Source organism: Leptotrichia sp. oral taxon 223 (genome assembly GCF_013394795.1).
In the GTDB taxonomy this organism is placed as follows: domain Bacteria; phylum Fusobacteriota; class Fusobacteriia; order Fusobacteriales; family Leptotrichiaceae; genus Leptotrichia.
In genome coordinates this window covers 1,242,765-1,256,948 of sequence record NZ_JABXYU010000001.1, presented here as the reverse complement: position 1 = coordinate 1,256,948, position 14,184 = coordinate 1,242,765, and the positions used below count along the sequence as shown (strand labels likewise).

Sequence of the window (14,184 nt, the reverse complement as noted above, 5' to 3'; positions counted from 1 at the left end):
AAATGAAAATAGGTATTGAATAAAATTGAAAAAAATGCTATAATAATTTTATATAAAAAACAATCACGAGGTTTTTAAAAAATGCGAGAAGAAAGTTCTAATCTTTATTGACTAGAACTTTTTTTTTGTGATATACTTTTAAAGTTAATCAAGATTCGCAACCTTGATTGATAAATCCTCGTGATTGGAGGTGGTAACGATGATTAATCAAGACTGGGCTATTTTGCTGGTTATAATCGTTCTATTTTTGATTTTTAGCCGTCAAGGATAGTCGGCACTTGATAATCTCCTTTCTACCTTATGCCCACTGGTTTATCTGCTAGCCAGTGGGTTTTATTATTTACTTTTAAAAAAAATACAATAGATTTTAATGTTTCTCAATTTTTTCAAAAAAGAAGCAGAATTCCAAAAATTCCACTTCCAGACACAGTAATCTATTTCACTAAATTTACAATTAATGAACTCAATTTTCGTACTTATCCTTACAATAGACATTTCCAATAGGAGACTTATAACATTTCACACCTCTTTCATTGTCTGATAAACTTCATCTTTATATTTCTTTTGTCTAGTATAAAAAGGTGTTCCTTATCCTCTTGCTGTCTGTTTTAAAATTTCATCAAATAATCCTTCCTCAGTATAATTCTTTGGTTCTATCTCTACTTTCAATCCATATTTTTCAATAGTTCTCGTAGTGACAGGGCCAATTGAAGCTATAATTTTATTTTTCAGAATTTCTTTTATTTCCTCATTTTCACTCAAGTTTATGCTGTCAGCAAAGGCTTTAAAGGTTGATGAACTTAAAAACATTAAAATGTCACTTTCTTTTACGTATTTTTCAGCTTTTTCCTTTTCCACTTCAACTTTCTGAGTTTTATACACTACAAGTTTTTCATAATTTCGATTGTATAACTCTGAATATTTTTTTTCATTTACTGGAGAAATGTCAGATACTATAAACAGTATTTTTTCTCCTTCCTTAGTAAAATTCACACTTTCGCTAGCCAGTCTTTCTACCGTGTATTCTTTTGGATAAAAATCTGGAATTATTTTGTATTTTTCAATTTCTTTGGCAGTTTTTTCTCCCACTACACCTATTTTAACATTTCCCAAAGCACGAATATCTTTTACTTTTTTCATAAATCCAATAACAGAATTTACACTGTTAAATAGAAGGGTGCCATATTCCTTCAAATCAGGCATTTCAAAATCGACATATTCTATATTAATAAATGGAAGGCTCAAAGCCTGTCCGCCAAGCTCATTTATTTTATTTGATATATTTCCTTGTTTTTCCCTATTTCTTGTAATAAGAATATTTTTCCCAAATAACGGCTTATTCTCAAACCATTTCATTTTTTCCCGTAAATTCACTACTTCTCCAATTAAAATAATGGCAGGCGATTTTACATTATGTTCTTTTACTATATTTACTATTGTTTCCAATGTTCCTGTGTAAGTTTTCTGTCTTGTTGTTGTTCCATCTTTTATTATTGCGACAGGTATTTTCGGATTTTTTCCGTTATTTATCAAGTTTTCTGCTATTTTTTCAAGATTGCTTAATCCCATTAAAAAGACCAAAGTTCCTTCCAATTTTGCAATAACTGGAAAATCAAGTTCTATTCCATTAAATTGGGTATGTCCAGTAAACACATGAAAAGAAGTGTTGATTCCTCTGTGAGTAACAGGAATTCCAGCATAAGCTGGCACAGCAATTGAAGAAGTTATCCCTGGAATTACCTCAAAATCTATATTTTCAGCAACTAAAGCCTCTATTTCCTCTCCTCCTCGTCCAAATACAAAAGGATCTCCTCCTTTTAGTCTTAGAACCGCAAGTCCTTCTTTACTTTTTTCCACTAATTTTTTATTTATCTCTGCCTGCAATTTTCCTCCAGCAGTGTTTTCTTTCCCCATATAAATCATTTCTACATTAGACTTTGCATACTGTAAGATATTTTCATTTACAAGCCTGTCGTAAACAATGCAGTCCGCTTTTTCTATCACGTTTTTCAATTTTAAAGTTATAAGTCCCTCGTCTCCACAGCCTGCTCCTGCGATATAAACTTTACCTTTTCTCATTTTTCATCTCCTCTTTTTTTATTTCTTCAGCCAATTTTTGTGCAATTTCCTTTGGATTTTCCCTATTTCCTTCAACTTCTTTAAATATTCTGATTCCGTTATCATTAAACATTCCCTTTAATTTCAATATATTTCCCTCAATAATTGATGAACAGCCTATCGGAGTATGGCAACCTCCATCAAAAATTTTTGAAAATTCTCTTTCAGCTTTACACATTATTGTAACTTCATCATCATTTATAATTTTCAGAAGATGTCGTATTTTATTATCATTTTCCCTGCATTGGATACACAAAATCCCTTGTCCTGGTGCTGGCATAAATGAATCTGTATCAAAATATTCAGTAATTCTGTTTTCCAGCCCAACTCTTTTTAATCCAGCCGCAGCCAGCACAATTGCATCATATTCCTCATCATCAAGTTTTTTCAGCCTTGTGTGAATATTACCTCGAATTGCTTTTATCTTTACATCATTTCGCAAATTTAGAAGCTCCTTTTCCCGTCTTATGCTCCCTGTCCCAATTACAGAATTTTTATCAAGTTCTTTTAATTTCTTTCCATTTTTTGAAACAAGCACATCACGGTTGTCTTCCCTCATTGGAAAACACGCATTCAAAAGCCCTTCTGGAGTGTTTTGTGGCATATCCTTTAACGAATGCACCGCCAAATCTATTTTATTTTCCAGCATTTCCTTTTCAATTTCCTTCACAAACAAGTCCTTTTGCGTAGTTCCTTTTATTTTTGTAAAGTCCCTTAAATCCTTATCTCCCTTTGTAACTATAACTTTCAGTTCTATTTCCAGTGGATTTTTTTTCTCAAATCCTTCAATTTCGCAAAAATTCTCATTTTCTCTTAATTCGTCATATTTTTTAATAAGCATTTTCTTCACTTTTTCCGCTTGTGCAAGTGCCAAAATGCTTCCTCTTGTTCCAATAATTATTTTATTTGATTTCATTCATTTTCACCTAACTCAATATTTTTCTGATTTGTATATTTTTTTCTTTTTTCAAGTTTTTCCGCTATTTTTTTTAACTGCTCCTCAATAATGTAAGAATATTTTTCTACAATTTCATCCCGTTTTTCCACATTTTTATTATATTCATCCCAAATATCCTCCAAATGATAAAGTGAAGTATTTTCAAACTCCCCTATACTTGCCTCAATATCTCTCGGAACTGCTAAATCAAGGAAAAACCGTTTTTTTCCATCATTCAGAATATTTTGAATTTTCGCTGTTTCAAGAATCAAATGTGGTGCAGAAGTGGCACTTATTACAATATCCATATTTTTTATAACATTATATTTCTCGTTAAATTCTGCTGTCTGAACGTCTGGATACACTTTCTGCAATTCAATTGATCGTCGTAAACTTCTATTTGTCATTGTCAAATGGCAATTGTTCATTTTGTGAAAAAGTGCAAGAATTGACTGGCTCAAATCTCCCACTCCAATTACAAATATTTTTTTATTTTCAAGGCTCTCAAATTTTGTTCTTATAAATTTTACAGCTATCGAATCAAGTGAAATATTTTTTTCATTTATTTTACTTTCCGCCCTAAATCTTTTCCCAGTTTCTATCGCCTGATTAAACATTATATTCAAAAAAGAAGATGTAATATTTTTGTCAAGAGCATCAAAATATGCCTTTTTAAGCTGTACAAGAATCTGATCTTCTCCCTTTATTATCGAATCCAGCCCACAAATCACCCGCAATAAATAATGCACAGCTTCAGCCCCATTATAGTCCTTCATCTTCTCAATCCTAAAATCCCTCTTTAACCTCTCAATTTCAAATTCCTTGCTAACATCCAAATAAAGCTCTATCCTAAGGCAAGTTTCAACAGCCACATACCCCTTTATAATCCTTTTTTCCAAATACTCCCTCAAAACATGTCTATACCCCTCTTTTACAAACTTTTCCCTTTCTTCCAAACTCAAATTTTTATAACTAAAACTTAGAATATAAAAATTCTTTACTAAATTTTCCTTCATTTTTTTTCTCTCCAATTTTTATTTTATATAATTTTGTAATTTTTTAAAATAATTTTTCTTAATTTCTATCTCCAAAATGAATATTACTAAATTTAATTTATTATATGAAATGATGCATAAATTTTAGTATTTTGATTTTTTTATTTTTACTCTTTCTCCTTACAGACGATTATCTATATTCTATTAATTTTTCCATTTTTTGTCAATTCAATTTAATAATAAGATACTCAAACATTCTAATCGTAAATTTATAACAAAATATATTCAAACCTATTTAAAATTAAACTACTAAAAATTATATAAATTTAGGGTTTGAGTAAAATAGTCATAACTTTTGAGTTTAGTTTTAAAGCAATTTTACTATAAAATAATAGGGAATATCTTATAAATCATAAGAATCCCCATTTAAAATACTAATAAACATAATTCTACCAATTATAACTTTCAATACCAAATTCTTCCTCGTTTCCAGAATTTCTCATATATGAATTGTTGTCAAATCTGATAAGTTCAAATTTTTTATTCTAAAATTTCTTTCAAAGCGCTAACAACCCTATCATTACTCTTTCTATCCTTAATTGCCAGCCTAAAAAATCTTTCATCCAAAAATTTAAAATTGGATGCATCCCTTATCAAAATTCCTTCTTCCATCATTTTTTCCCGTAATTTTTTCACATTCAGTCCTTTAGAAATCAGCTCATCTTTTATTTTTACGCAAATAAAGTTTACTTCACTCTCATAAGGCTTTATTCCTGAAATTTCATTCAGTCTTTCATACATGTATTTTTTTTCTTCTGTTATCCAGTTTAATGTCTTTTCTATGTATTCTGTATCATCAAGCACCGTTATTCCAGCCATTTCAGCGATATTGTTCACGCTCCACGGCTCTTTTTTTTCAGCAATTTTCTTTTCTAAACTTTTGTCAAAATAAATTCCATATCCCAATCGTAATCCTGGAATAGCAAAAAATTTTGTAAATGCACGAGTTACAAACAAATTTTTCTTATTTTCCCCACTATTTACAATGCTTTCCTTTAGTCCATCCTTTAAAAATTCGATAAATGCCTCATCAATAAACAACTTTGTATCATATCTATTGCATTCTTTCAAAATTTCCTCTGTTTCAGCCATTTTCAAAAATTTTCCAGTCGGATTATTCGGATTGCAAATTATTACCAAATCGTATTTTTTCTCAAGTTCCTTTTTTAATTTCCCAATATTAAGTCTAAACTCGTCTTTTTCTTCTAATTCAAAATATTTAATTTCAATTTTTTGACTTTCAGAATTTTTACACGCTCTTACTGCCCTTTCATATTCCCCAAAAGTAGGCGACACAATCAATACTTTTTCGGGCTTTATCACTTTTATGAACAAAAATATAGCTTCTGTTGCACCATTTCCCAGCACAATATTTTCCAGTTCAACTTTATTCAGTTGAGCCAATTTTTCACGTAATTCCACATAATCAGGGTCAGGATATCTCTCAAGAATCCCAATATTTTCCGTAATCTTCTGCTTTAGGCTCTCAGGCACTCCGTAAGGATTTATATTTGAGCTGTAATCTAGTATTTCTGTTATATTTTTTTCCCTGAATATTTTATAAATATTACCACCATGAAAATCCATTTTCCTCTCCTTGTACAAAACTTATACTGATAAAATATATTAACTGTTTTGTCTAAATTTTCTTTAAAATCAAATTCATTTTTATTTCAATCTCTTATTTTTTAATTTCAATATTTTTTAAATTACCGTTCAATAAATCAAATGTAAATATATTTTCTTCTAATCTTCCAATAATTTCTTTATTTTTAATATCTATTTCTATTTCTCCAAAATTATATAATGAATGGTAAATATCTTCTATTTTTTTGGCTTTTAAAGTATCTTTAACATTATTTTCTGAAGGAGTTTCTACATATATGGAAAAAGTTATTTTATTTATTTTTGATATAACATCTTCAGGGTTTACACAAAATTCTGCGTGCATAAACCCTTTTTCAGGATAATAATATATTTCCCCTGTATCTACATCATCTACATCTAAAAGATCGTATTTTTCACATAATTCAGTTGTCATCTCACTTCCAACTTTAAATTCGCCTAATAAATAATTTTCATCATAGATTTCTATCTCCACTACTTTTCTTGAATATATGTCTATGTGAATATATGAATTTTCTATTTCCATTATTAAGTTATATCTTTCTCTTCTGTCATTTTTACGATACTCTGTATGATAAATTTTCATAAGAGGATAAATTTTTTCTATGCTATCCCCTAATGTTATTCCTTTATAATTATAAATTTCTAAATTTTCGTTTTTATATCTTTCTACTAATTCATCATCATTTTTATCATATTCACTCTGCATTTTTTCTAAATCTCCTAAAAATTAATTATATAGTTTTTTTATTTCGATGTCTTTAATTTCAGCAAAACATTTTTGAAAATTTTTAATTATATATTTTCTGATTTCATTTGTCACCATATCCAGAGATAAAGCACATGGGCAATCTAAATTTTTATTACAAATGTCAATTTATTCCATCCCCATTATTTCATAAACCTTATCAATATCGACATTTTCTCTCAAAATTTGTGCTAATTTATCGTATTCCCTGTTTTTATATTCTTTGAAACTAAAATCTTCATCGACTTTGTCTAGTCCTTTAAGTTTTCTTACTTTGTTCAGAAAATGATTTGTAAATTCAGAATTGTCAAATATTCCGTGAATATAGGTTCCGACAACATTTCCTTTTACAGCACCTTTTAGCTTTTCATCGTCAAAGATACATTTTATCTCAGTTTTTTCCTCATTTACAGGATAACTGTAGCCTTGATGTATTTCATAGCCTTTTATTTCAATGCCTTCCATTCCAGCGAGTATCCCATCTGCATTTTTTATTTTATTTTCATACTGTGTTGTTGTTTTTGCTGTTTCCATAACTGTTTCTATGTCTAGTAAATCTAAGCCTGAAATTTCTTTTAGATTAGATTCAATATTTTGAGGATCCATTATTTTTTGTCCCATTATTTGAAAACCGCCACAAATTCCAAATACTATCGTTCCTCTTTTTGCAAGCCTTATAATTTCCCTGCTTATATTTTTATCAATCAAGTCCTTCATGTCTTCCACAGTATTTTTAGAGCCAGGAATAATAATAATGTCCTCATCTCCAAGTTCAGAGCTTTTTGTAACATATTTCAAGGAAACATCGTTATAATGGCTAAGTGGGTCAATATCTGTAAAATTCGATATATGTTTTAGTTTAATAACCGAAATCCGAATTTTCCCTTCTTTTTTCACATTATACTTGTCAATTCCCAGACTGTCTTCCTCCTCGATTCCTAGTCGCACAAACGGCACTACTCCCAGAACAGTTACATTTGTCAACTCTTCAATCATCTCAATTCCAGGAGTCAAAAGGCTCTTATCTCCTCTAAATTTATTTATAATTACACCTTTTATACGTTTTCTCTCACTTTCCTCAAGAAGCATAATTGTCCCATAAATTGCCGCAAAAACACCGCCTCTGTCAATATCAGCAACTAAAATAACAGGCGAATCAGCCATTTCCGCCATTCCTGTATTTACAATATCGTCTTCCTTCAAATTAATTTCCGCAGGGCTTCCTGCCCCTTCCAGCACGCAAATATCAAAGTTATCCCTTATGTGATTGTACGCCGCCATTATATCCTTTTTTAAATTATGCTTATAGGCAAAATATTCTCTAGCATCCATATTTTTGTAAACTTTTCCATTCACAATAACCTGTGATTTTCTGTCTGTTGTAGGCTTTAATAATATCGGATTCATAAATGCCTGAGGCTCGATATTAGCCGCTTCAGCCTGCACCACCTGAGCTCTCCCCATCTCTTTTCCATCCTTCGTAATAAACGAATTTAAAGCCATATTCTGTGACTTGAACGGCACCACACTATACCCGTCTTGATAAAATATTCTGCAAAACCCTGCATTGATTATGCTTTTTCCCACATTAGAACCTGTCCCCAGCAACATTATATTTTTGTGTTTTCTTTCCATAAATTTTGCTCCTATTTTAAATTTATCTAAAAAATTTATTTATTCCCATTAAAATAAGTATAACAGATAAAAATGCCATAAGCAAATTGGATTTGGAAAAAAATTTATTTTCTTTTGAATTTTATTTTATCTAATATTTTCTTAACTTTGTCGCTATAAAATACTCCAATTGTATAAAAAATATGTGATGCTGTACAGAAAATATGTATTTCCCGTGCTGATGGTGAAAACATTGTTGTATTTTCATCTGTTTCTGTGAAAACTTTATACAAAAAATAGATTAAAATCGCTATCATTACACTACCTAACAAAGTTTTATTAATTTTTTTCAAAAATTTACTGCATAAATATCCCAAGTAAAATACAAACATAAGCACTGTTAGCAAAGCAATTCCCGTAATCACAATATCAATAATACTTATGGTTCCTTTTGAAAGATTTAAAAATTCTAAAGCATTAAAAATTATTTCTTCTATCCGCATTGTAAAAATTAACCAAAACAAAAATGCCAATGCTGGATATATTGTTTTCTGAAAGAACAAATAGATTATTGTAAATAAAATCAATACTAAAAAGTCTTTTGGTTTTAATGTAAATTTATTTTCATTTTTTTCCATCCTTTTTCCTCCTTCTAATCTTTATTACTTTTTGTAATTTTTCTATTTTTTATAAACAGATAAATAATTTCTATAAGCAACATTACACTCCAAAACATCAAATAGAATGCTCTGTCTTTTTTATACTTTGTTTCCAATTTCTTGCTTAATTCTGAATTTAAAGAAATATTTTCATCTAAATCTCCTGTTTTATCTAATTGATATTGATACATAATTTCTTTTTTACTTCCAAATTTATCAACAAAGTGCTCTGCATCCTGTAATTTTATTTCTTTTAGATTTAATCGTTTTTCTAAAGTTTTCTCATCTAAGTTATACTCAACATTATTACTATTAATTAAAAAATATGTTTCTGGTTTGATACCGTATTTTCCTTCATAAGAATCTGTTTCCTCAATATAGCCAATCCAATTATTATTAATTTTAGATAATCCATCTAAATACAAGATTAAATCCTCAGGTTTTGTCTTATCTACAAGTTTATAAACTTCATGTTCCGAATCCGAGCTTAAAGCTCTCTTTATCAAAAAATTTTTTGATATTTCAAGTTCGCTGTTACGATTAACTGTGTCATAAGGAAAACGAAGATACCTAACAAATAATAATGATAAAATTGTAAATGCGATAAGAAAATTAAACTTTCGTTTTGAAACAAAAAACCAAACAGTTAATAAAATTAATACTGGAATTATAAAAGGTGATAACAAGGCAAATCCCCAAGTTATATTTGTATTTGTAAGCATATTTACTCCTAAATTTCTATATATTTATAACCCTTTTATTTTTCAGAAATACTTTTTAAATAATTCTCATAAATTTCAAGTTTATCGTCAAGATTTTGTAAATATTTTTGCCACTTTTCAATTTCTATGTTTACATATTTTTTATGGTTTGTCAAAATTTCCATTCTTTCTTTTATCGTTTCGTTCCCCTCATACCGTAAATCTGAATATTTCTTAATTTCACTCAATTTCATTCCCATATCTTTTAATCTTTTTAACATTTTTATCCATTCAATATCGGTTTCATCGTATATTCTTCTATTCTTTTCGTCTCTTTTTACACGAAACAGCTCCTTTTTTTCATAAAATCTTATTGTGTATGGAGTTAAACCTGTTTTTTCTGAAAATTCCTTTATTTGCATTATTTTTACTTCCTCTTTCAAAAACAATTTATAAAACTATTATACAACAAAAAAAATAAAAGAACAATGATACAAAAAAGAAGTTACCTTTCTCGTGATAACTTCAATTTTTTATGATTTTATTAATCCAAATAAAATTCTGCTTTTACATTTCCATTTCCAAGTATTTTTTTCAGTTCATCTTTACTGACATTTTTTATTTTCCCAATTTTTGTTAAACTCCAGCTATTTTTATCATAATAAATTGCTAAAGATTTTCCTTGATACAAAGTTATATCTCCTGCATCGGTAGACATTTGCTTATTGTTAGTTGGGAGCGGTTTTTCAAAATCGCCGACTTTTTCCATATTTCCATAATCTTTCATATTTAAAGTTATCGAGCCTTTAGATAATCTTTTTTTCAATTCATCAGTTGTCGAATTTTCAGCTAGTTCAACTGCCAATATATACCCATTTATCTTTATTTTCATATTATTTTCTCCTTTTCCAAAAATTTGATTAGCAAATAATAAAATAAATGCAATTACTATTAGTATAAATTTTTTCATATTCCCTCCATCGCTTAAAAATAAAAGGCTACCACAAAGTTTGAGCAGTAGCCTGAAATTGTAAAATTATTTTAAATTCGCTTTAAAGAAACTTTCAAATTTATCAAATGGAATTACATGATTTTTTCCACCATCATATAAATCTGTATGCACTGCACCTTTTACAATGTATAATTCCTTATTTTTATTTCCCAATGCTTTATAGGCATCTTCTGAGAAATATCTTGAATGTGCATTTTCACCAGCAACTATTAAAGTTGGTGTTCTCATTTCAGAAGCATATTCTAATATAGGCATATTAATTAATGGTAACATTCCAGTTGTAGTCCAAGAACCATTTGGGTTAGAATTTACTGCACGAGGATGATATCCTCTTTTTGTTGTATAGAAATCAGAGTATTCTGCAACAAATTTTGGTGTATCTTTTGTAATTTGTTCTTTTCTCAGATTATTTGCCGGTAATAAATCAGCATAGCCATCTTCAACTGCTTTCCATCTAGCTTCGTTCAATTGTTTTTTCAAATTATATCTTCCTTCTGCATCAACCGAATCGTTGTAACCTTTTGCAGAAACTCTTGTCATATCGTACATTGTTGAAGTTGCTACTGCTTTTATACGAGTATCTGAAATTCCTGCATTTAAAGCAAATCCTCCCCAACCGCAAATTCCTAAAATTCCGATTTTATCTCTATCAATAAATGATTGTGTTCCTAAGAAATCAACTGCCGCACTAAAATCTTCTGTATTAATTTCAGGTGATGGAACATTTCTTGGCTGTCCTCCACTTTCTCCTGTATATGAACCATCAAACGCTAATGTTACAAATCCTCTTTCTGCCAATGTCTGAGCATATAGTCCTGATGATTGCTCTTTAACTGCTCCAAATGGACCTGAAATTGCTATTGCGGATAGTTTTTGATTTCCAATATTTTTTGGAACATACAAATCCCCAACCAGAGTTATTCCATAACGATTTTTAAACATAACTTTTGTATGCTCAACTTTATTGCTTTCAGGGAAAACTTTATCCCATTTTTGTTCTAATTTTATACTCGAATCTTTCACTTGCTTAATTGCTGGTATTGCCATAATATTTCCTCCTATAGTCATCATTCCTAATATTGCTCCTACTAATAATCTTTTTTTCAATATTTTTATCACATTCCTTTTCTTTAATTTATTTTTTGTTTTCTTATCTCGTTTTCATAAATGAATTATACATCAATTTTTAAATTATTACAAATATATATAAGTTATATTCTATTATAACTTATAATTATACTTGTGAGATAGAATTTTTTAAATTTTCTAAAAATTTTTTCGCAATATTTGATAAAGTTTGATTCTTTTTCCAAATAATACTCATTTCTGTTTCAAGCTCTGGTTTTAATGGAATAAATTTCAAATTGCTTTCACTCGTATTTATTATTCCATCAAAGCATAGAACGCTTCCAATATTTTGCTTTGCCATTAATGATGCATTATAAAGTAAGTTAAAAGTACCTACAACATTAAAATTTTCTATACTTTTTCCTATCCAGCCAGCTAAAAAATTATCCACATTTGTTTGTTTTGAAATAATTAAAGGAATGTTTTCTAAATCTTTGGACAAAATATAGTCTTTTTTTGCAAGAAAATTATCCTTTCTCACAAGCAATCCCCATTTATCACACCAGGGCAAACTCAAATGCTCATATTTACTTTTATCCACAAACCCAAATGTAATTGCAAAATCTAAAGTTCCATTATCCAGTTTTAAAAGCATTTCGTCTGCATTTCCACTAGTAACATTTGTTTTTATATTTGGATAATCAATCATCATATCATTAATAATCTTAAAAATATGTCCCATTTGAGCACTTTCTCCTGCACCAATATTTATCTCTCCTCCAACAATATCTTCTTGTGTCAAGTTGGCAACTGCCGTATCAACTAATGCTAAAATTTCTTTTGCTTTTGTTAAAAAATAAACACCATCTTCTGTTAAAGTAATATTCCGATTCCCTCTTTTAAAAAGAATAACACCCAACTCTTCTTCCAAATTTTTTAATTGTTTTGAAAGTGCTGGCTGTGAAACATAAAGAATTTTAGCCGCATTAGAAATATTTCTTTCTGTTGCCACAACTAAAAAATATTTTAAAGCTCTTAATTCCATTTTTTCTCCTTTTTTACTATAACTAAAACTAATAGATGAATATTAGTTATAAGTATTAGATATTTTTATTGTTTTATATTATACTAAATATGTAAGATAAAAACAACTTAAAGAAAAAATTTTGGAGGAAAAAATGGAAACTTTATTAGAAAAAATTAAAAAAGTAAATGAAATTTTGAAAGATGATGAACTTTTTAAAGAAATTCATATCGCCAAAGGGGAAAATGAAAAATTGATTGCTGAAATGAATAATGGATATAAAACAAATGAAGAAAAATTAGAGTATCTTGAAAAAATAACTGGTAAATCAATTAATAAATCTGTTACAGTTTCTTTACCATTTCAAACTGACTTTGGAAAACATATTTCTTTTGGAAAAAATATTTTTGTGAATAAAGAAGCAATATTTGTTGATTTAGGAGGAATTACAATTGAAGATGATGTGCTTATTGGACCTAAAGTTTCACTGCTCACTGTAAATCATATTTTAGAACCAAGCAAAAGAAGAGGACTTACGACTGGAGAAATTATTATAAAGAAAAATGCTTGGATTGGAGCTGGATCTACAGTTTTAGCGGGAGTAACTATTGGAGAAAATTCAGTCGTTGCAGCAAATTCAACTGTTACAAAAAATGTGCCTGATAATGTGATTGTAGCTGGGACACCTGCAAAAATTATTAAAAAACTTTAATTTGGGAAAATTTTTCAAAAAACTCTTGACTTATACTATACTCTAACTGTTATCCTTTATTTATCAAATTTATGGAGGTAATAACTATGAAAACCAAATATACTGTTATAACAGGAGCAAGTTCGGGAATAGGAAAGGCTGTGGCTCTAAAATTTGCAGAAAGAAATAAAAATCTTATTCTGATTGCACGAAGAAAGAATTTACTAGAAGACTTAAAAAGCGAAATTTTAAAGAAAAATCCTAATTTGGACATTCTTGTAATAGATTTTGACTTAACAGATGTCTATAAAATTCCTGAACTATATTCAAAATTAAACAACTATCATATTGAAACTTTAATAAACAATGCAGGTTTTGGAATGTATGGCGATGTAAAAGAGCAACCCTTAAACAAAATTTCAGATATGCTTCATCTTAATGTAGAGGCATTAACTTTGCTATCTTCTTTATACGTCCAAGATTACCACAACGAAAAAGGCTCTCAATTAATCAATATCTCCTCAGCAGGAGGCTACACAATCGTTCCAAACGCAATTATCTACTGTGCCACAAAATTTTACGTAAACGCCTTCACAGAAGGACTCGCACTAGAATTAAAGCAAAACAACACACAATTAAAAGCAAAAGTCCTAGCACCCGCCGCAACCAAAACTAACTTTGGAAATATCGCAACTGGTAAAACTAATTTTGATTATGATAAATCTTATCCAAACTATCATACATCCGAAGAAATGGCAAATTTTCTCATTCAACTTTACGAAAGCGACAAAACTGTCGGTTACATCAGCCGTGAAACTTTCGAATTTAACTTATCCGATGGATTTTTTCAAAATGCATTTAGTTCTAAAAATAATGTAAAATTTTAAATATTAGTTTTTATTATTGATTTTCCTAAAAAAATATTATAAAA

The 14,184-nt window shown here is 29.1% G+C and carries 14 protein-coding genes; 2 read left to right on the top strand and 12 right to left on the bottom strand.

Annotation, left to right across the window (positions count from 1 at the left end; translation table 11 throughout):
* Window positions 1–588 precede the first annotated feature (588 nt).
* From cobA to HW275_RS06180, 12 genes are all read right to left on the bottom strand, one after another.
* Window positions 589–2,079, bottom strand: coding sequence for a uroporphyrinogen-III C-methyltransferase (gene cobA / locus HW275_RS06235; protein ID WP_178935714.1), 1,491 nt, complete (start codon window positions 2,077–2,079; stop codon window positions 589–591).
* Entirely contained in the window at window positions 2,066–3,034 is a 969-nt protein-coding gene (hemC, locus tag HW275_RS06230) for a hydroxymethylbilane synthase (protein ID WP_178935713.1), read from the bottom strand. The genes cobA and hemC overlap by 14 nt, the downstream gene beginning before the upstream one ends.
* Window positions 3,031–4,071 (bottom strand): glutamyl-tRNA reductase, encoded by a 1,041-nt coding sequence (gene hemA / locus HW275_RS06225; RefSeq protein ID WP_178935712.1) that lies wholly within the window; start codon window positions 4,069–4,071, stop codon window positions 3,031–3,033. Before hemA ends, hemC begins: the two co-directional genes overlap by 4 nt.
* A gap of 519 nt (window positions 4,072–4,590) precedes the next feature.
* Entirely contained in the window at window positions 4,591–5,697 is a 1,107-nt protein-coding gene (gene cobD / locus HW275_RS06220) for a threonine-phosphate decarboxylase CobD (RefSeq protein ID WP_178935711.1), read from the bottom strand.
* 94 nt (window positions 5,698–5,791) lie between these two features.
* A complete protein-coding gene (locus HW275_RS06215) occupies window positions 5,792–6,445 on the bottom strand; it encodes a hypothetical protein (protein ID WP_178935710.1) in 654 nt (217 codons plus the stop codon).
* A gap of 168 nt (window positions 6,446–6,613) precedes the next feature.
* Entirely contained in the window at window positions 6,614–8,119 is a 1,506-nt protein-coding gene (locus HW275_RS06210) for a cobyric acid synthase (RefSeq protein WP_178935709.1), read from the bottom strand.
* 104 nt (window positions 8,120–8,223) lie between these two features.
* Window positions 8,224–8,736: a MerT protein gene (locus HW275_RS06205; RefSeq protein ID WP_178935708.1), complete on the bottom strand. Its 513-nt coding sequence runs from the start codon at window positions 8,734–8,736 to the stop codon at window positions 8,224–8,226.
* 14 nt (window positions 8,737–8,750) lie between these two features.
* Window positions 8,751–9,479, bottom strand: coding sequence for an endonuclease (locus tag HW275_RS06200; RefSeq protein WP_178935707.1), 729 nt, complete (start codon window positions 9,477–9,479; stop codon window positions 8,751–8,753).
* A 35-nt stretch (window positions 9,480–9,514) separates the two neighbouring features.
* On the bottom strand, window positions 9,515–9,880 hold the full coding sequence (locus HW275_RS06195; RefSeq protein ID WP_178935706.1) for a MerR family transcriptional regulator: 366 nt from the start codon (window positions 9,878–9,880) through the stop codon (window positions 9,515–9,517).
* A gap of 122 nt (window positions 9,881–10,002) precedes the next feature.
* The gene (locus tag HW275_RS06190) at window positions 10,003–10,428 is read right to left on the bottom strand and encodes a cyclophilin-like fold protein (protein WP_218975107.1); all 426 of its coding nucleotides are present in this window, start codon (window positions 10,426–10,428) and stop codon (window positions 10,003–10,005) included.
* A gap of 66 nt (window positions 10,429–10,494) precedes the next feature.
* A complete protein-coding gene (locus HW275_RS06185; protein ID WP_218975106.1) occupies window positions 10,495–11,517 on the bottom strand; it encodes an alpha/beta hydrolase in 1,023 nt (340 codons plus the stop codon).
* A gap of 187 nt (window positions 11,518–11,704) precedes the next feature.
* Window positions 11,705–12,583, bottom strand: a complete 879-nt coding sequence (locus HW275_RS06180) for a LysR family transcriptional regulator (RefSeq protein ID WP_178935705.1) — start codon at window positions 12,581–12,583, stop codon at window positions 11,705–11,707.
* A gap of 133 nt (window positions 12,584–12,716) precedes the next feature.
* Here HW275_RS06180 and HW275_RS06175 point away from each other — a divergent pair, with 133 nt between their 5' ends.
* Both HW275_RS06175 and HW275_RS06170 read left to right on the top strand, forming a co-directional pair.
* Entirely contained in the window at window positions 12,717–13,274 is a 558-nt protein-coding gene (locus tag HW275_RS06175) for a DapH/DapD/GlmU-related protein (protein ID WP_178935704.1), read from the top strand.
* Window positions 13,275–13,360: 86 nt separating this feature from the next.
* Window positions 13,361–14,140 (top strand): SDR family oxidoreductase, encoded by a 780-nt coding sequence (locus tag HW275_RS06170; protein ID WP_178935703.1) that lies wholly within the window; start codon window positions 13,361–13,363, stop codon window positions 14,138–14,140.
* The last annotated feature ends 44 nt before the right edge of the window (window positions 14,141–14,184 follow it).